This window comes from Pectobacterium carotovorum (assembly GCF_900129615.1).
Lineage (GTDB): Bacteria > Pseudomonadota > Gammaproteobacteria > Enterobacterales > Enterobacteriaceae > Pectobacterium > Pectobacterium carotovorum.
Window position 1 is genome coordinate 363310 of record NZ_FQWI01000004.1, and the last position, 17673, is coordinate 380982.

A 17673-nucleotide genomic window follows, 5' to 3' on the forward strand; every position below is an offset into this window, starting at 1 on the left:
TCCTTGGCAGCGATTTAGTATTAGGTAACACAGTGCTACATATGGTCACCCGCTTATGGTGACAAATCATAGAGATAAGAGAGAGGCGAAGTCGCAACGTGGCTCAATATGTTTATACCATGCATCGCGTCGGTAAGGTCGTACCGCCGAAGCGTCACATTCTGAAAAACATCTCCCTCAGTTTTTTCCCCGGTGCCAAGATCGGCGTGCTGGGTCTGAACGGAGCCGGTAAATCAACGCTGTTGCGTATTATGGCTGGCATTGATACGGACATCGAGGGCGAAGCTCGCCCACAACCTGGAATCAAAATCGGCTATTTGCCGCAGGAACCGCAGCTAAACACGGAGCACACCGTACGTGAATCCGTAGAAGAAGCGGTATCTGAAGTCGTCACCGCGCTGAAACGTCTTGATGAAGTCTATGCGCTGTATGCCGACCCAGATGCAGATTTCGATAAATTGGCCGCCGAACAAGGCCGGTTGGAAGAAGTCATTCAGGCACACGACGGTCATAATCTGGACAACCAGCTAGAGCGTGCCGCTGATGCGCTGCGCTTGCCGGAATGGGATGCAAAAATCGCTACCCTGTCTGGTGGTGAACGTCGCCGCGTGGCGCTGTGCCGTCTGCTGCTGGAAAAGCCGGACATGCTGCTGCTCGACGAACCGACCAACCACCTGGATGCCGAATCTGTCGCCTGGCTGGAGCGCTTCCTGCACGATTTCGAAGGCACCGTAGTGGCGATTACCCACGACCGTTACTTCCTCGATAACGTCGCAGGCTGGATTCTGGAGCTGGACCGCGGTGAAGGTATTCCGTGGGAAGGCAACTACTCTTCCTGGCTGGAGCAGAAAGATCAGCGTCTGGCACAGGAAGCCTCTCAGGAAGCGGCACGCCGTAAATCCATTGAGAAAGAGCTGGAGTGGGTGCGTCAAGGCGCTAAAGGCCGTCAGTCCAAAGGTAAGGCACGTCTGGCACGCTTTGAAGAGCTGAACAACACGGAATACCAGAAACGTAACGAAACTAACGAACTGTTTATTCCGCCTGGTGCTCGTCTCGGCGATAAAGTGGTGGAAGTCACCAACCTCAGTAAGTCTTACGGCGAACGTCAGCTCATCGACGGTCTGTCTTTCTCCGTACCGAAAGGCGCGATTGTCGGCATTATCGGCCCGAACGGTGCCGGTAAATCGACCCTGTTCCGCATGATGTCCGGTCAGGAACAGCCGGATGGCGGCTCGATTGAGCTGGGCGAAACGGTAAAACTGGCGTCAGTTGACCAGTTCCGTGACGCAATGGACAACAGCAAAACCGTCTGGGAAGAAGTGTCTGGCGGGCAGGACATCATGCGTATCGGCAACACCGAAATGCCAAGCCGCGCTTACGTTGGCCGTTTCAACTTCAAAGGGGTTGATCAGGGCAAACGCGTTGGCGAGCTGTCCGGTGGTGAACGCGGCCGTCTGCATCTGGCGAAGCTGCTGCAGGTAGGCGGCAACGTGCTGCTGCTCGATGAACCTACCAACGACCTGGATATCGAAACCCTGCGCGCGCTGGAAAACGCCCTGTTGGAATTCCCTGGCTGTGCCATGGTAATCTCGCATGACCGTTGGTTCCTCGACCGTATCGCAACGCACATTCTGGATTATCAGGATGAAGGTAAAGTGGAATTCTTTGAAGGTAACTTTACCGAGTACGAAGAGTACAAGAAGCGTACGCTGGGTGCCGATGCGCTGGAACCACACCGCATCAAATACAAGAAGATCGCTAAATAAGCCGTCATCGAACGTGATAAACAAATGGCCCGCATTGCGGGCCATTTTTCTTTCCAATACTGCTTCACTTACCTAATCAGAACGTTTCCCAATTTTGACTATCGCTGCCTTTGCTACTGGCTCCGGCGAGAGCCATCGCTGGCGCTAAGCGCGGTTGCGGTGCAGCCTTCGGTAAGGACGATTTCAGTCTCTGAGCCACGCCAGCCAACTTGAATACCGAGACAGCCTGCGTCAGACGTGCAGCCTGTTCTTCAAGTGAAACGGCTGCCGCCGAGGCTTCCTGCACCAACGCCGCATTCTGCTGCGTCGCACTATCCATTTCAGACACGGCCTGACTCACCTGCCCGATGCCACGGCTCTGTTCGTCAGAAGCGGAAGCTATTTCACCCATGATGTCGGTCACACTGACAACCGCGCGGACAATCTCACCCATGGTTGTGCCCGCCTGAGACACGAGCCCAGATCCGGTATCCACCAGCCTGCTCGATTCGCCAATCAGACCTTCAATCTCTTTCGCTGCCTGTGCGCTACGCTGGGCCAGACTACGGACTTCGCCCGCTACCACGGCAAAACCACGCCCTTGCTCACCCGCTCGCGCAGCTTCTACCGCCGCGTTCAGCGCCAGAATGTTGGTCTGGAAAGCGATGCTATTAATGACGGAAGTGATTTCGGAAATACGGCGTGAACTGGTAGAAATATCCTGCATGGTATCCACCACGTTCTTCACGATCTGCCCGCCCTTCTCCGCTTTTTCAGAGGCATTTTTTGCCAACTGGCTGGCGTGATGGGCATTGTCAGAGTTCTGTTTCACCGTTGCGGTCAGCTGTTCCATGCTCGCGGCGGTTTCCTCCAGCGCGGCCGCCTGCTGCTCGGTGCGTGAAGAGAGATCGACGTTACCCGCCGTAATTTCTGACGACCCTTGATAGATCGAATCCGCGCCTTCGCGCACGATCGTCACCGTATCCGTCAGTTCCGCCTGCATGTTCTGGATATTCGTCCCCAGAATGCCGATCTCATTACGTCCCATCGCCATCGGCGGCTGCGTCAAATCACCCGCCGCGATCTTCTGGATACGATCAACCAGTCTGTTGATTGGCGCGAGGATCACATTACGTACAATGATGTACGCCATAATCGCCATGATAATAGACAGGGCAAATGAGCCCGCCATCATCCAATACCCCAGTTTGGCATTATCCGCTGCACGATGATTGATATCCTGCGCAGCCTGCGTGAGTTCATTCACTTTCTTGCGTACAGGAACGCTAAACGCTTCATCTAGCTGGCGAGCCAGTGACCCTTCTAACGAAATAAGATCTTCAAATTCCCCGTCACTGGTTGCTTTCTGCATCGCCAGAATTGCTTTATCGCGGTAGTTGGCGTACTCCTTAAGAATTTCATCATCCAACGCGCGTTCACTTTCCAGTTTATCGGGACGCGCGAGATAATCATCCAGACGCTTCTGTGAGGCTCTGACGCGACCTGCGGCCTGATCTAACGCAGATTTATATACCTCGTGATCGCTAATCCGGTTTGCCGCCCCCGCCTGAATAAGCAGCAATCTGGCAACGCGCAGCTGATCGAGGCTACTGCTGAGGCCAGCCCGGATATCAGACAATTCATTAGCCTTATCCAGTGAATCATTACTCTGCTTTAAGAAATAGCTCGCTGTGCTAATAGAAAGCGCAAATAAAATCAGGATAATTGAAAAAAGAGTAATAAATAACGAAACGAGACGTATATTGTTGATGTAACCCAACTTCTCTTTTTGAACAGACATCGGTTGCATTCTCATTTTCACCATCACTGGTCTACATTATCTCTGCCATTACTGGCGTGGCAGAGCCCAGATATCACCGTGACAATCATGCCACGCAGAACAAACCTTTTATAAAAAAAAGCCAAAAGGAACCAAGGTTGTTATCGGCATTTTCAGCCTAAAGCGTACCTAAAATAAGTTGATAGAAATCACGTTTCAATAAAAATCAAAAAATGCATAAAAAAATGAAACAAAAACATTATAGGTACGACCATCACAGCTGTTTTTTCAAAAACGTTGAGTAATCATCCAGCGCCCGATGTTGTAAAACAAAGTCGATAAAACATGCCAGTGCGGGCGAATTCAGTTTGCGGCTAGGGTAGACCAGATAAAGCTCGTTGGCTTCCGCCTGCCAATCCGGCAAGACCCTGACCAGCTTGCCAGAAACCGCCTCATCCCGACAGAGAAAATCCGGCAGTAGCGTAATCCCCGCCCCCGCAATCGCGCACTCGCGGGCGTAAAGCAGGTTATCCGTAATATGCGAATCGGGCAGTAACCAGCGATAGAGCTCCGAACCGCGATGAAGGAGCCACTCCGTCCAGGCATGATGCGCAATACAACGGTGTTGCTGAAGCTGCTGTGGGTGGAGTAATGCCGCGTGCCGCGCCAGGTAGTCAGGCGATGCCAGCAAATATCGCGGAGTCTGCCCAAGCGAACGCCCGATAAGTGAAGAGTCATGAGGCTTACCGGTACGAAAAGCGACATCAAAGCCCTCCTGCACCAGATCGATCACGTCATCTGAAATCAGCACATCCAGCGATACCGCCGGAAAGCGCTGCTGAAACTCGGCGGTAAGGCGCGCCAGCAGTGTAGAACCTAACCCTGCCGGGCTAGTGATGCGCAGCCGCCCGCTGGGGTTATCACGCAAGCGCTGTACGGCAAGATCGGCACGCTCGCTGGCTTGCAGCATCTCCTGACAGTGAATCAGGTAGCGCTCGCCTGCAAACGTCAGATTGAGCTGGCGCGTCGTTCGGTTCAGCAACCGCAGGCCGATCTGCTGTTCAAGCTGGCTAATACGCAGGCTCAGGCTGGATTTTGCCAGACCGGCTTTACGCGCCGCCTGTGTAAAACTGCCACACTCGGCTACCAGCGCAAACAGCGCCATATCCTGCAACTGTTTAAACATGATTGTTCACCTCAGACGAACACTGCATTATTTATTGTCCATCTTATCAGTCCTATCTCCGTGTTCTACACTTTGCTCTATTAACAAGACCGTATTCTGAAAATAATGAGGAACAGACCATGACCGCTCATGCGATAGCCGTTGATCCACAACAGCCAGAAAATTTCATTGCCATCACACAGGACATCCCCGAACCCGGTGAATACGATCTGTTGATCGGCGTAAAAGCCATTTCCGTCAATCCGGTGGATACCAAAGTTCATGCCGGATTGCGTCAAAATGGATTACAGCAGCCTCGAATTCTCGGCTGGGATGCCAGCGGCGTCGTGCTGAAAACCGGCAGCGCCGTGGACCACCTTCAGGTAGGCGATGAAGTCTGGTATGCCGGCGACATCACCCGTCCAGGCAGCAACACTACCCATCAGTTGATTGATTCACGCATCGTAGCGCGCAAACCCGTGTCGCTGGACTGGGCCGCGGCCGCCGCACTGCCGCTCACGGCGCTGACTGCATGGGAAGGCTTATTCGAGCATCTGAAAATACAGCAGGCCGACAGTGAGAAAACGCTGTTGATTATCGGCGGCGCAGGTGGTGTAGGCTCTCTTGCGATTTCTCTGGCGGCATTGCGCAGTTCGGTGAATATCATCGCTACCGCGTCACAGCCGGACTCGGCAGAGTGGTGCCGCCAGCGCGGTGCCCATAAGGTCGTTGATTACCGCAATCTGGTCGAATCTCTGGAAAAAGAAGGGATCAAACAGGTCGACTATATTTTCTGTCTGAACGACACGGACGGCCACTGGGATGCCATCAGTAAACTGATCGCGCCGATGGGGCACATCTGCACCATCGTGGAAAACAAAAACCCACTCGACCAAACGGCGCTGAAACTCAAAAGCGCAGCGCTGCATTGGGAATTAATGTTTACCCGCAGCATGTTCACCACACCGGATATCGCGGAACAAGGGAATATTTTGCATGAAGTCGCACAGCTGGTTGATGCAGGAAAACTTCAGGGAACCGCCAGCGAAACGCTGCAAGGGTTAACGGTAGACACGCTGAAGCAGGCTCACGGTAAAGTGTTGGAAGGGCATATGCGCGGCAAGATCGTTATCGCGCTGTAATAACGCAGCCAGCCCAATTTGGGGCTGGCTGTTTATTCACTGATTAACGCTATTCACCGATTAAAGTGAATTAGAACAGCAGACGGGCACGAATGGTGCCAGGAATTGCCTTCATCAGTTGCAGTGCCGTTTGCGCACCGTCAGTTTCGACGTCAATGACCACATAACCAATTTCAGGTGTCGTTTGCAGATACTGCGCTGCGATGTTAATGCCCTGCTCAGCAAAGATCTGGTTAATTTTGGTAATCATGCCAGGACGGTTTTCATGGATGTGCAGCAGGCGACTGGCGCGTACGCCATGAACGGGCAGTGATACTTCCGGGAAATTCACCGCAGACAGCGTAGAACCGTTATCTGAATATTTCGCCAGCTTACCGGCGACTTCATCACCGATATTTTCCTGCGCTTCCTGCGTGGAACCACCGATATGTGGCGTCAGCAGCACGTTATCAAACTCACACAGCGGTGACAGGAACGGATCGCTGTTGGTTGCCGGTTCTTGTGGGAATACGTCAATCGCCGCACCGGACAGATGCTTGCTTCTCAACACTTCGCACAAAGCAGGAATATCAACCACCGTGCCGCGAGCGGCGTTAATCAGGATTGAGCCAGGCTTCATCAGCGCCAGCTCTTCCGCCCCCATCATATCCTGCGTGCTGTCATTTTCCGGCACGTGCAGGCTCACCACGTCGCTCATATTCAGCAGGTCGGACAGGTGGCGCACCTGCTGAGCATTACCCAGCGGCAATTTACTTTCAATATCATAGAAGTAAACGTGCATACCCAGGCTTTCAGCCAGAATACCTAACTGCATACCGATATGACCGTAGCCGATGATCCCCAGCTTTTTACCGCGTGCTTCAAACGATCCCACAGCCAGCTTGTGCCAGATACCACGGTGCGCTTTCGCGTTGGCCGCCGGGATACCGCGCAGCATCAGCAGCATTTCACCGATCACCATTTCTGCCACGGATCGGGTATTGGAAAAAGGTGCGTTAAATACCGGGATACCGCGTTTGGTCGCGGCCGACAGTTCAACCTGATTAGTCCCGATACAGAAACACCCTACCGCGATCAGTTTTTCCGCAGCAGCAAAAATCTCTTCTGTCAGATGGGTACGCGAGCGGATACCCACAAAATGCGCATCGCGGATGGAGGCTTTCAGCGCCTCTGGATCCAGTGCACCTTTATGGAACTCGATGTTGGTGTAACCCGCTGCACGCAGGTTATCCAGCGCGCTCTGATGCACGCCTTCCACTAACAGAAACTTAATCTTGTCTTTTTCCAATGATACCTTTGCCATTTCCCGACCTTATTTTCAGACTTCAAATGTGACAGAGTGCTCAATAGCTTCTGCCAACATAACAAAAATTACGCAGTCAGCAATACAAACGATTGCTTCGCCCAAATCGCGCCACAGAGGAGCGCGCCTGATTTATGGCAAAAAATATTGCCAAAGATGTGCATCGCCATATCGGCGATAAACAAAATAAGAAAATGTGATATTAAGTACCAAAAATGAGCTATTAACTAAATAGATTTTTTTAGCTAAAAAATTTCTGACGTGGGTGTTCACCACGCCAGAACGATCATGAACTCATCTAACGACGGTTTTTACACCCTCAGCCGTGCCGACTAACGCAACATCCGCACCACGGTTGGCAAACAGCCCAACGGTCACAACGCCCGGGATACCATTAATGTGGTTTTCTACCGCGACCGCATCCATGATATTCAGGTTGTGCACATCCAGAATGACGTTGCCGTTATCCGTCACTACGCCCTGACGATAGACCGGCTGCCCGCCCAACTTCGCCAGTTCACGCGCCACGTAAGACCGCGCCATCGGGATGACTTCGACCGGCAGCGGGAATTTGCCCAGCACATCAACCCGTTTGGATGCATCAACAATGCAGATGAACTGCCGCGACAGTGCTGAAATGATTTTTTCGCGGGTCAGCGCTGCTCCACCGCCCTTGATCATCTGCATGTGCCCGTTGATCTCATCCGCGCCATCCACGTAGACATCCAGCGAATCCACATCATTAGCGTCAAAAACGGGGATGCCCAGACTTTTCAACTTTTCCGTTGAGGCATCTGAACTGGAAACCGCGCCTTTGATTTGATGTTTTATCGAACCCAGCGCATCAATAAAGTGTGCAGCCGTCGATCCGGTACCTACTCCCACAATAGTGTCTGGGCGGACGTAGTCGAGCGCTGCCCATCCCACTGCTTTTTTCAGTTCATCTTGCGTCATAATCTGCTTCTGGCCTGTAGAATCGATATACGAAAACGTGTGCGTATTATAGAACATGCTTATTGGGGAAAGCGTGCAAATTCACCTCATCGCCGATGCATTATTTCACACATACCGTGCTGAATCGTGATTGCACACAACAGCCAAAATAAGATTTCTGCATGGCAAATCAGCAAAATGTGGCATAGTGAAAAAAACAGACTCATTCAGGGGATTTTGACTTTTCATGAAACGCCCGGACTATCGAACGCTTCAGGCTCTGGATGCCGTCATCCGCGAGCGTGGTTTTGAACGCGCTGCCCAAAAATTGTGTATTACCCAATCTGCCGTTTCGCAGCGTATTAAACAGCTCGAAAACCTGTTCGGCCAACCGCTGTTGGTCAGAACCATCCCGCCCCGCCCAACGGAACAAGGGCAGAAACTGCTGGCTCTGCTGCATCAGGTCGAACTGCTGGAAGAAGAGTGGTTGGGTAATGAAACCAACAGCGACATTCCGCTGCTGCTGTCGCTGGCAGTGAACGCCGACAGTCTGGCGACCTGGCTGCTGCCTGCGTTACAACCGGTGCTGGTTGATTCCCCCATTCGCCTTAATTTGCAGGTAGAAGATGAAACGCGCACTCAGGAAAGGCTGCGCCGGGGTGAAGTGGTCGGTGCGGTGAGTATTCAGTCTCAGCCGCTGCCAAGCTGTCTGGTAGATAAACTGGGGGCACTGGACTATCTGTTTGTCGCGTCGCCGACTTTTGCCGCCCGCTATTTCCCGAATGGCGTAACGCGTTCGGCGCTGCTGCGTGCCCCCGCGGTCGCCTTCGACCATCTGGATGACATGCATCAGGCTTTCTTACAGCAGAACTTTGATTTGTCGCCCGGCAGCGTTCCTTGCCATATCGTGAATTCGTCGGAAGCCTTTGTACAACTGGCGCGACAAGGCACAACCTGCTGCATGATCCCGCATCTGCAAATCGAAAGAGAACTTGCCAATAACGAGTTAATCGACCTGACGCCAGGGCTGTTTCAGCGCCGGATGCTCTACTGGCACCGCTTCGCGCCGGAAAGCCGGATGATGAGGAAAGTGACGGACGCCCTGCTCTCGCACGGTCATCAGGTACTACGCCAGTCATAACGTACTGAGAGAGTGCAAAAAATAACAGGCCTGTCTGAGCAGGCCTGTTGGTATCATCAATGGTTTACGCAACCCTGTTTTATCGTGAGCGTTACTGCGTACGCAGCAGCTCAAACACGACATCCACCTGATCGTCAAAGTGAATGGTTTGCTGTTCATAGGTTTGCGCCGCTTCGCTTTGCACCGCGGCATCTGCCGTTTTAAACATCCGAGCCATTGGCATCGGCTGATAGTTGGCAACGTGATAGCGAACGCTGTAGATCGGCCCCAGCTTGGCATTGAAGCCTTGCGCTAGCGCTTCCGCCTGATTCGTCGCCTGCTCGATGGCTTTCTTACGCGCTTCATCACGATAGGTTTCTGGGTTAGCAACGCCTAATTCTACCGTGCGAATCTCATTCAGCCCGGATTTCAGCGCCCCATCCAGCAGTTCGTTCAGTTTGTCTAGCTGGCGCAGCGTCACTTCCACCTGACGCACCGCGCGATAGCCTTTCAGCACCGAACCACCGGTTTTCAGATAGTCATATTCTGGCTGCGTACGTAAATTGGCGGCATTAATATCTTTTTTCTCAATGCCGTTTTTACCCAGAAAATCAAAATATTGTGCAACGCGGGCATCAACCTGCTTTTTTGCTTCCGCCGCATCTTTCGATGACACGCTCACTTCAATCGCCAGACGTGCGATATCCGGTGTCGCATCTACGCTGGATGTCCCTGACGTCACGATATGCGGGCCATCCGGCAATTCCGCAGCCTGCGCAGCTATCGACACACCGCCAAATCCTATCGCAGCGGCCAGCGCCAGTGCATTGAGCTTCATCATACCTCGCTTCACACTCTCTCCTTACTTATGTTTCGTCACGCATGCCGCTGGCAGATTGTCTGTGCCAATAGACTGTCTGCACCAACACGGACTCTTCCAGAATGAAAGAGATAGGACGGATTGCTTTACCGCCCAACATAACGCATTACCAACTCCATACAATATAGGTGAATTTCTGAAACACAGCCTAAGGAGAGGTTATTTATTTCCAACCATTATTGCCAACCGTGACGCGCCAGCTGCAAAGCAATGCCCCACATCACTATGCCGACAAAAAAGTTGATGACCCGCTGTACCCGCGGCGTATTCAGCCACGGCGCCAGCCAGGAAGCCAATAGTGCCAGCGCAAAGAACCAGGTGAAAGAAGCCGTCATCGTCCCCAGCGCGAACCAGCTTCGGGCATCATCTGCAAACTGGCTTCCCAGGCTCCCTAGCACTACAAAGGTATCCAGATAGACATGCGGGTTCAGCCAGGTCACCGCCAGCATGGTCGCAATAATGCGCCAGCGGCTTTGTTTCATCACCTCCGCGCTGGCCAGCGCAATATTCTTACTGAAAGCCGTTTTCATTGCTCCCCAGCCGAACCAGAGCAGAAACGCAACACCGCCCCAGGTCACGGCCCCCAGCAGCAGTGAAGACTGACTCAGCAACGCGCTGCCGCCAAAAATACCGGCGGCAATCAGCACCATATCGCTCAAGGCACATAGCAGTGCCACCATCAGGTGATACTGCCGGCGAATTCCCTGATTCATCACAAACGCATTCTGTGGCCCAAGAGGCAGAATCATCGCAGCCCCTAACAGAACGCCTTGTAAATAGACCGCCCACATACTTCTCTCCTACGCTGTTTATTGTTGTCGCGGGGAGTGTATGGAAGCCGATTAGATAAGTGAAATTGAATATTCTAACGCTACATTAGCTACGCTAATGCACTGAAATGAGAGGAAGGAAACGTTAGATGAGAGGACGACTTCTGACGATGCACCATGCCCGATATCAGCACATGGTGCATATTTAGCGAATTATGTCAGCGCGTTTGCTCTGGCTGTTTCGCTTCTGCGCCAAGCTATATAGAGTCTACGTTATGCAGAGGGTGCGTCGTTATGCAGGTGCACATCCATCTGCGGATAAGGAATGGCAATACGGTGCTCATCCAGCACGCGTTTAAAGCTTTCCAGCAGATCCCAATACACCGCCTGCGCGTTGCCGTTGGTTGTCCACACCCACACCACAAAATTCAGCGATGACGCGGCCATTTCATTCAGGCGAATCGTGACGCCCTTATCGTGCTGGATGCGTTCATCCGCCGCGACAATATCGCCCAGCAGCTTTTTCACTACATCGATATCGGCATCATAGGCTACGCCGACAATAATTTCGGTGCGGCGATCGGGCTCACGCGAGCTGTTGATGATGTTGCCAGCAATGATCTTGCCATTCGGAACTACGATGATTTTGCCGTCAGCCGTGCGCAATGTCGTCGAGAAGATCTGTACCTGTGTAACAGAGCCGGACACGCCGCCCAAATCCACCCATTCGCCAGTACGGAAAGGCCGGAAAATCACCAGTAAAACGCCCGCAGCAAAGTTGGCTAACGACCCCTGTAATGCCAAGCCAACAGCCAAGCCCGCGGCACCCAATACCGCAATCACCGATGCCGTCTGCACGCCAACCCGGCTCAATACCGCAATCAACGTGAACGCGATAATGCCATAGCGCACCAGCGCAGACAGGAAATCTGCCACGGTTGAATCGATAGAACGGTTGATCATCACTTTATTGAGGGTGCCGGAGACGATCCGTGCGATCACCAGACCAACGATGAGGATCACTAATGCTGCGACGATATTCACGGCATACTGCAAAAATAGATTCTGGTGTGTCACCAACCAGTCCCCAGCCTGATCCAACCCCGTATTAAGTTCTTCCATTTGAACGCTCCTGTTTTTTAATCACTGGGAAAGCATAACGTCCATAACTGAAACCGCAACATTGAGTCCCCAAGGCCCCAAAAATTAAGGCTCCCGTAGGAGCCTTAGCATCAAATCATGTTTATACCCGTCATACTTCAAGCTGCATGTACGTTGGCTTTCCTCGCTCCCCCCAGTCACTTACTGATGTAAGCTCCAGGGGACTCACTGCGTCGCCGCGTTACGAGGCACATAAATGCGCCTCGCCCTTGCGGGCCAACGCTTTGCGTTGTTCAAAACGCTAACGTTTTGTCCTGCAACTCGAATTATTTAGGGTATACGTCGTCTGACTTACAGCACATCAACAGCATTAAGCTCTTTGAAGGCTTGTTCCAGGCGAGTCACCATGCTTGCCTGCGAGGCACGCAGCCATACACGCGGGTCATAGTATTTCTTGTTCGGCTGATCTTCGCCTTTCGGGTTACCCAATTGGCCTTGCAGATACGCTTCGTTTTCTTTGTAGTATTTCAGGATACCTTCCCACGTTGCCCACTGGGTATCGGTATCGATGTTCATTTTCACTACGCCGTAGCTAACGGAATCTTTGATTTCCTGAGCGCTGGAACCAGAACCACCGTGGAACACGAAGTCCAGGCTGTTGTGCGGCAGGTTATGTTTCTTGGAAACATATTCCTGAGAATCACGCAGGATGGTCGGGGTCAGCTTCACGTTACCTGGCTTGTATACACCATGCACGTTACCGAAAGAAGCAGCGATAGTGAAACGCGGGCTGATCGCGTTCAGTTTGGTGTACGCGTAGTCAACGTCTTCTGGCTGGGTGTACAGAGCAGAAGCATCCATGTGGCTGTTATCCACACCGTCTTCTTCACCACCAGTGCAACCCAGTTCGATTTCCAGGGTCATGTCGATTTTGGCCATACGCGCCAAATACTTAGAGCAGATCTCGATGTTCTCTTCCAGAGACTCTTCAGACAGGTCGATCATGTGAGAAGAGAACAGCGGTTTGCCGGTAGCAGCAAAGTGTTTTTCACCCGCATCCAGCAGGCCATCGATCCACGGCAGCAATTTCTTCGCGCAGTGGTCTGTATGCAGAATCACTGGCACGCCATAGTGTTCAGCCATTTGATGCACATGATGAGCGCCAGAAATTGCGCCCAAAATTGCCGCCTGCTGACCTTCTGCTTTCAGGCCTTTACCGGCGATAAATGCTGCACCGCCGTTAGAGAACTGAACGATGACCGGCGCACGCACTTTGGCTGCGGCTTCCAGCACAGCATTGATTGAGTCGCTACCGACACAGTTCACTGCTGGCAAAGCGAATTTGTTTTCTTTTGCTACTGCGAAAACTTTCTGAACGTCATCACCAGTGATGACACCGGGTTTTACGAAATCAAAAATTTTAGACATGTTACGTGTCCCGTTTCGTTGGCCGTGGAGGGGTTAGAGAAATCGATGTTAAATCGACAGGTTGTCTCGACACGATATTGCGAACATCACATATCGAGACAACCACAGGAAAGAGGAAAAGCGCCCCTTACCTTAAATTATTGCTTGGCACGTTCTTCCAGCATAACCACTGCTGGCAGTTTTTTCCCTTCGACAAATTCGAGGAATGCGCCACCACCGGTAGAAATGTAGGAGATTTTATCTGCAATACCAAACAGATCGATCGCAGCCAGCGTATCGCCGCCACCTGCAATAGAGAACGCGTCGCTATCTGCGATAGCACGAGCGATGGTCTCGGTTCCTTTACGGAAATTAGGGAATTCAAAGACGCCAACCGGGCCATTCCACAGGATGGTCTTGGCATTCTTCAGAATTTCAGCCAGACGCTCGGCGGATACATCACCCAGATCCAGAATCTGCTCTTCGTCTTTGATTGCTGTAACAGACTTCAGCGTTGCGGCTGCAGTTTCAGAGAATTCTGACGCAACACGCACGTCGCTCGGTACTGGAATATCACAGGTTTCCAGCAGCTTTTTCGCTTCAGGAATCAGGTCAGCTTCGTACAGGGATTTACCCACGTTGTGGCCTTGTGCGGCAACGAAGGTGTTGGCGATACCGCCACCGACGATCAGCTGATCGGCAATTTTAGACAGGGAATCCAGTACGGTCAGCTTGGTGGAAACTTTAGAACCACCAACGATAGCGACCATCGGACGGGCTGGTTCGCTCAAGGCTTTGCCCAGCGCTTCCAGCTCACCAGACAGCAGCGGGCCCGCACAGGCGATAGTGGCAAATTTACCCACGCCGTGGGTTGAAGCCTGCGCACGGTGTGCCGTACCGAATGCGTCCATTACAAACACATCACACAGCGCCGCGTATTTTTTGGACAGGACTTCGTCGTCTTTCTTCTCGCCTTTGTTAAAGCGGACGTTTTCCAGTACAACCAGCTCGCCTTCGGCGACATCAACACCATCCAGGTAATCTTTCGCCAGACGTACAGGAGAAGACAGTTTCTCTTTCAGGTAGTCAACGACAGGCAGCAGAGAAAACTCTTCGTTGTACTCGCCTTCAGTCGGGCGTCCCAGATGGGAAGTGACCATAACGCGAGCGCCTTGTTTCAGCGCGATTTCGATGGTCGGCAGAGAGGCACGGATGCGCGCATCAGACGTCACTTTCCCTTCTTTTACTGGTACGTTCAGATCCGCACGAATAAGAACACGTTTACCAGCCAGATCCAGATCGGTCATCTTAATTACAGACATGGTGAATCCTCTTGTTGATTCTCTTTTAAAGTTGCTTGAGCGAGATAGCGACCCCAGATCGCCACCGTCGTACTAGAAACCGCTGGCCGCCATCGCCCGTGTTGTATCCAACATCCGGTTGGCAAAGCCCCATTCGTTATCGCACCAGACCAATGTTTTAATCAGATGCTGACCACTGACCCGTGTCTGCGTGCCGTCGACAATGGCACTGTGCGGATCGTGGTTAAAATCAGCCGACACTAACGGCAATTCAGTGTAATCAACTATACCACGAAACGACTCATGCGCTGATTTTTGCAATAGTGCGTTAATTTCATTCACATTTACGGCTTTCCTGACGCTAACGCTCAGGTCAATTGCCGTGACGTTAATCGTCGGTACCCGCACCGATATCGCCTCAAAGCGATCGACAAACTGCGGAAAAATACGAGTGATCCCCGCAGACAGTTTAGTATCTACCGGAATGATCGACTGGCTAGCGGCTCGTGTACGCCGCAGATCGTGATGATAAGCATCGATCACCGGTTGATCGTTCATCGACGAGTGAATCGTCGTCACCGTCCCATTCTCGATACCAAAAGCATCATCCAACAGTTTGATTACCGGGATAATGCAGTTGGTCGTGCAGGACGCATTGGAAACAATGCGATGCCCGCTTTCCAACTGATGGTGATTAACGCCAAACACCACCGTGGCATCCAAATCCGTTGTTCCCGGGTGAGAAAACAGCACCTTCTTCGCGCCTGCCGCCAGATGGGCTTCCCCATCTTCCCGGCTACCGTAGACGCCGCTGCAATCCAGCACAATGTCTACACCGAGTTCTCGCCAGGGCAATTGCTGAATCTCTACCTGATGCAACAGACGAATACAGTCATCACCGACATAAAGCTGGTCACACTCCTGACGAACATCCCACGAAAAACGGCCGTGACTGGAGTCGTACTTGAGCAAATGCGCCATGCCTTCCGCGCTCGCCAGTTCGTTAATAGCCACAACGGTAATCTCGGCTCGGCGGCCTGATTCATACAACGCACGTAAAACACTGCGGCCTATGCGGCCAAAACCGTTTATCGCAATACGGATCGTCATGGCGTTCCTTGTGATTCCTTATGTCATAGCAGGGTTACCCAGTACATAGGATATACCCTTCTTAGACACCAGAGAACCCCTGGAGAAACGCCGTCAACACAACAACTGAAACGCTTCAGCTAGCATAAACGAATTAACGCATAAAAGAAATATTCTCGTCTGGCACACTCAAGAAGAGTGACCTGCGTCATAAAAATGAAAAAGCCGCGATCGGGGGACAGACAAAACGCATTGAGAGGTGGGTTAAATTAAAGGTGAAAAAAAACCGCCAGCGCTCGCTGACGGCTTTTCATATCGAGATTAACGCGGCGTGATTACTTCAGCAGCGCCTGCGCTTTTTCGACCACGTTATCGACGGTGAAGCCGAATTCTTCGAACAACAGCTCAGCCGGAGCCGATTCGCCGAAGCTTGTCATGCCGACAATCGCGCCGTTCAGACCGACGTACTTGAACCAGTAGTCTGCAATACCCGCTTCAATCGCTACGCGCGCCGCTACCGCTTTCGGCAGCACCGCTTCACGGTAGGCTGCATCCTGCTTGTCGAACGCATCTGTAGACGGCATGGACACCACACGCACCTTGCGGCCTGCGGCGGTCAGTTTGTCATACGCGCCGACAGCCAGTTCAACTTCAGAACCGGTGGCAATCAGGATCAGCTCAGGCTGGCCATCGCTGTCTTTCAGTACGTAGCCGCCTTTCGCCACGTTCGCCAGCTGCTCAGCAGTACGTGGCTGCTGTGCCAGGTTCTGACGGGACAGGATCAGCGACGTCGGGCCGTCCTGACGCTCAATGGCATATTTCCACGCCACCGCCGTTTCTACCTGATCCGCCGGACGCCAGTTGCTCATATTCGGCGTCACGCGCAAGCTTGCCAGTTGTTCAACCGGCTGGTGCGTCGGGCCGTCTTCGCCCAGACCGATGGAGTCGTGGGTGTAAACGTAGATGCTGCGGATTTTCATCAGCGCGGCCATACGCACGGCATTACGCGCGTATTCCACAAACATCAGGAAGGTCGCGGTGTACGGTACAAAGCCCCCGTGCAGCGCAATCCCGTTGGCAATCGCCGTCATGCCGAATTCACGCACGCCGTAGTGGATATAGTTACCCGCGTGGTCTTTATCCAGCGAGACCGAGCCGGACCAGATGGTCAGGTTGCTCGGTGCCAGGTCGGCAGAGCCGCCCAGAAACTCCGGCAGCAGTTTGCCGTAAGCTTCCAGCGCGTTTTGTGAGGCTTTGCGGCTGGCGATTTTCGCCGGATTGGCCTGCAAATCGTCGATAAATTTCTGCGCGTCTGCCTGCCAGTTGGTCGGCAGTTCACCGCCGGTGCGTCGTGTGAACTCAGCAGCCAGCTCAGGGTACGCGCTGGCGTAGGCGGCAAACGCCTCATCCCAGGCCGCTTCCTTACGCTGACCGGCCGGTTTAGCATCCCAGGCAGCATAAATGTCAGCCGGGATATCAAATGGCGCGTGCGTCCAGCCCAGCTGTTCGCGGGAAGCCGCGACTTCCGCCTCACCCAGCGGGGCACCGTGGGAATCATGCGTACCGGCCTTGTTCGGAGAACCGAAACCAATCACGGTTTTACACATCAGCAGCGATGGCTTGTCAGTGACAAGCTGGGCTTCGCCGATGGCGCGTTTAATAGCGTCAGCATCGTGACCGTCCACGCCACGGACTACGTGCCAGCCATAGGCTTCAAAGCGGGCAGCAGTGTCATCGGTAAACCAGCCTTCAACGTGACCGTCGATGGAAATGCCGTTGTCATCATAAAACGCAGTCAGTTTGCCGAGCTTCATGGTGCCTGCCAGCGAGCAGACTTCGTGGGAAATCCCTTCCATCATGCAGCCGTCACCGAGGAAGGTGTAGGTGTGATGGTTAACAATCTCGTGGCCCGGACGGTTGAACTGCGCGGCCAGCGT

The 17673-nt window shown here is 52.8% G+C and carries 14 protein-coding genes; 3 read left to right on the forward strand and 11 right to left on the reverse strand.

Annotated elements, in window-relative coordinates; all coding sequences use genetic code 11:
- Nucleotides 1–98: 98 nt before the first annotated feature.
- A complete protein-coding gene (gene ettA, locus BUB06_RS11260; protein ID WP_010300532.1) occupies nucleotides 99–1766 on the forward strand; it encodes an energy-dependent translational throttle protein EttA in 1668 nt (555 codons plus the stop codon).
- Nucleotides 1767–1842: 76 nt separating this feature from the next.
- On the opposite strand, the gene BUB06_RS11265 is transcribed toward ettA, so the two are convergent.
- A complete protein-coding gene (locus BUB06_RS11265; protein WP_039469956.1) occupies nucleotides 1843–3546 on the reverse strand; it encodes a methyl-accepting chemotaxis protein in 1704 nt (567 codons plus the stop codon).
- Nucleotides 3547–3799: 253 nt separating this feature from the next.
- Nucleotides 3800–4711 carry a LysR family transcriptional regulator gene (locus BUB06_RS11270; protein ID WP_010300539.1) on the reverse strand — a complete coding sequence of 304 codons (912 nt, stop codon included), beginning with the start codon at nucleotides 4709–4711 and terminating at the stop codon, nucleotides 3800–3802.
- A gap of 119 nt (nucleotides 4712–4830) precedes the next feature.
- Here BUB06_RS11270 and BUB06_RS11275 point away from each other — a divergent pair, with 119 nt between their 5' ends.
- Nucleotides 4831–5832, forward strand: a complete 1002-nt coding sequence (locus BUB06_RS11275) for a zinc-binding alcohol dehydrogenase family protein (protein WP_039469953.1) — start codon at nucleotides 4831–4833, stop codon at nucleotides 5830–5832.
- A 70-nt stretch (nucleotides 5833–5902) separates the two neighbouring features.
- Here BUB06_RS11275 and serA read toward each other — a convergent pair whose 3' ends face one another.
- A complete protein-coding gene (gene serA / locus BUB06_RS11280) occupies nucleotides 5903–7135 on the reverse strand; it encodes a phosphoglycerate dehydrogenase (RefSeq protein ID WP_039469952.1) in 1233 nt (410 codons plus the stop codon).
- A 294-nt stretch (nucleotides 7136–7429) separates the two neighbouring features.
- Nucleotides 7430–8089, reverse strand: coding sequence for a ribose-5-phosphate isomerase RpiA (rpiA, locus tag BUB06_RS11285; RefSeq protein WP_039470957.1), 660 nt, complete (start codon nucleotides 8087–8089; stop codon nucleotides 7430–7432).
- A gap of 226 nt (nucleotides 8090–8315) precedes the next feature.
- Here rpiA and BUB06_RS11290 point away from each other — a divergent pair, with 226 nt between their 5' ends.
- Nucleotides 8316–9209 (forward strand): LysR family transcriptional regulator ArgP, encoded by an 894-nt coding sequence (locus BUB06_RS11290; protein ID WP_010300546.1) that lies wholly within the window; start codon nucleotides 8316–8318, stop codon nucleotides 9207–9209.
- A 91-nt stretch (nucleotides 9210–9300) separates the two neighbouring features.
- On the opposite strand, the gene BUB06_RS11295 is transcribed toward BUB06_RS11290, so the two are convergent.
- The 7 genes from BUB06_RS11295 to tkt form a co-directional block, all read right to left on the reverse strand.
- On the reverse strand, nucleotides 9301–10026 hold the full coding sequence (locus BUB06_RS11295) for an oxidative stress defense protein (RefSeq protein WP_039470955.1): 726 nt from the start codon (nucleotides 10024–10026) through the stop codon (nucleotides 9301–9303).
- A gap of 218 nt (nucleotides 10027–10244) precedes the next feature.
- Nucleotides 10245–10859: an arginine exporter ArgO gene (argO, locus tag BUB06_RS11300; RefSeq protein WP_039469951.1), complete on the reverse strand. Its 615-nt coding sequence runs from the start codon at nucleotides 10857–10859 to the stop codon at nucleotides 10245–10247.
- A 252-nt stretch (nucleotides 10860–11111) separates the two neighbouring features.
- The gene (mscS, locus tag BUB06_RS11305; RefSeq protein WP_039469947.1) at nucleotides 11112–11960 is read right to left on the reverse strand and encodes a small-conductance mechanosensitive channel MscS; all 849 of its coding nucleotides are present in this window, start codon (nucleotides 11958–11960) and stop codon (nucleotides 11112–11114) included.
- Between the two features lie 330 nt (nucleotides 11961–12290).
- Entirely contained in the window at nucleotides 12291–13367 is a 1077-nt protein-coding gene (gene fbaA, locus BUB06_RS11310; RefSeq protein WP_010300561.1) for a class II fructose-bisphosphate aldolase, read from the reverse strand.
- A gap of 137 nt (nucleotides 13368–13504) precedes the next feature.
- A complete protein-coding gene (pgk, locus tag BUB06_RS11315; RefSeq protein ID WP_010300564.1) occupies nucleotides 13505–14668 on the reverse strand; it encodes a phosphoglycerate kinase in 1164 nt (387 codons plus the stop codon).
- A gap of 72 nt (nucleotides 14669–14740) precedes the next feature.
- Nucleotides 14741–15757 carry an erythrose-4-phosphate dehydrogenase gene (gene epd, locus BUB06_RS11320; RefSeq protein ID WP_010300567.1) on the reverse strand — a complete coding sequence of 339 codons (1017 nt, stop codon included), beginning with the start codon at nucleotides 15755–15757 and terminating at the stop codon, nucleotides 14741–14743.
- 314 nt (nucleotides 15758–16071) lie between these two features.
- On the reverse strand, nucleotides 16072–17673 hold a 1602-nt coding region (tkt, locus tag BUB06_RS11325; protein WP_072886135.1), incomplete at its 5' end, for a transketolase.

What these genes read in the sequence shown, in the direction of transcription:
- BUB06_RS11275 (WP_039469953.1), top strand. Translation starts at nt 4,831, where the DNA reads ATGACCGCTCATGCGATAGCCGTTGATCCACAACAGCCAGAAAATTTC.
- fbaA (WP_010300561.1), bottom strand. Translation starts at nt 13,367, where the DNA reads ATGTCTAAAATTTTTGATTTCGTAAAACCCGGTGTCATCACTGGTGAT.
- mscS (WP_039469947.1), bottom strand. Translation starts at nt 11,960, where the DNA reads ATGGAAGAACTTAATACGGGGTTGGATCAGGCTGGGGACTGGTTGGTG.
- BUB06_RS11290 (WP_010300546.1), top strand. Translation starts at nt 8,316, where the DNA reads ATGAAACGCCCGGACTATCGAACGCTTCAGGCTCTGGATGCCGTCATC.
- BUB06_RS11270 (WP_010300539.1), bottom strand. Translation starts at nt 4,711, where the DNA reads ATGTTTAAACAGTTGCAGGATATGGCGCTGTTTGCGCTGGTAGCCGAG.
- BUB06_RS11295 (WP_039470955.1), bottom strand. Translation starts at nt 10,026, where the DNA reads ATGAAGCTCAATGCACTGGCGCTGGCCGCTGCGATAGGATTTGGCGGT.
- epd (WP_010300567.1), bottom strand. Translation starts at nt 15,757, where the DNA reads ATGACGATCCGTATTGCGATAAACGGTTTTGGCCGCATAGGCCGCAGT.
- BUB06_RS11265 (WP_039469956.1), bottom strand. Translation starts at nt 3,546, where the DNA reads ATGTCTGTTCAAAAAGAGAAGTTGGGTTACATCAACAATATACGTCTC.
- pgk (WP_010300564.1), bottom strand. Translation starts at nt 14,668, where the DNA reads ATGTCTGTAATTAAGATGACCGATCTGGATCTGGCTGGTAAACGTGTT.
- serA (WP_039469952.1), bottom strand. Translation starts at nt 7,135, where the DNA reads ATGGCAAAGGTATCATTGGAAAAAGACAAGATTAAGTTTCTGTTAGTG.
- argO (WP_039469951.1), bottom strand. Translation starts at nt 10,859, where the DNA reads ATGTGGGCGGTCTATTTACAAGGCGTTCTGTTAGGGGCTGCGATGATT.
- rpiA (WP_039470957.1), bottom strand. Translation starts at nt 8,089, where the DNA reads ATGACGCAAGATGAACTGAAAAAAGCAGTGGGATGGGCAGCGCTCGAC.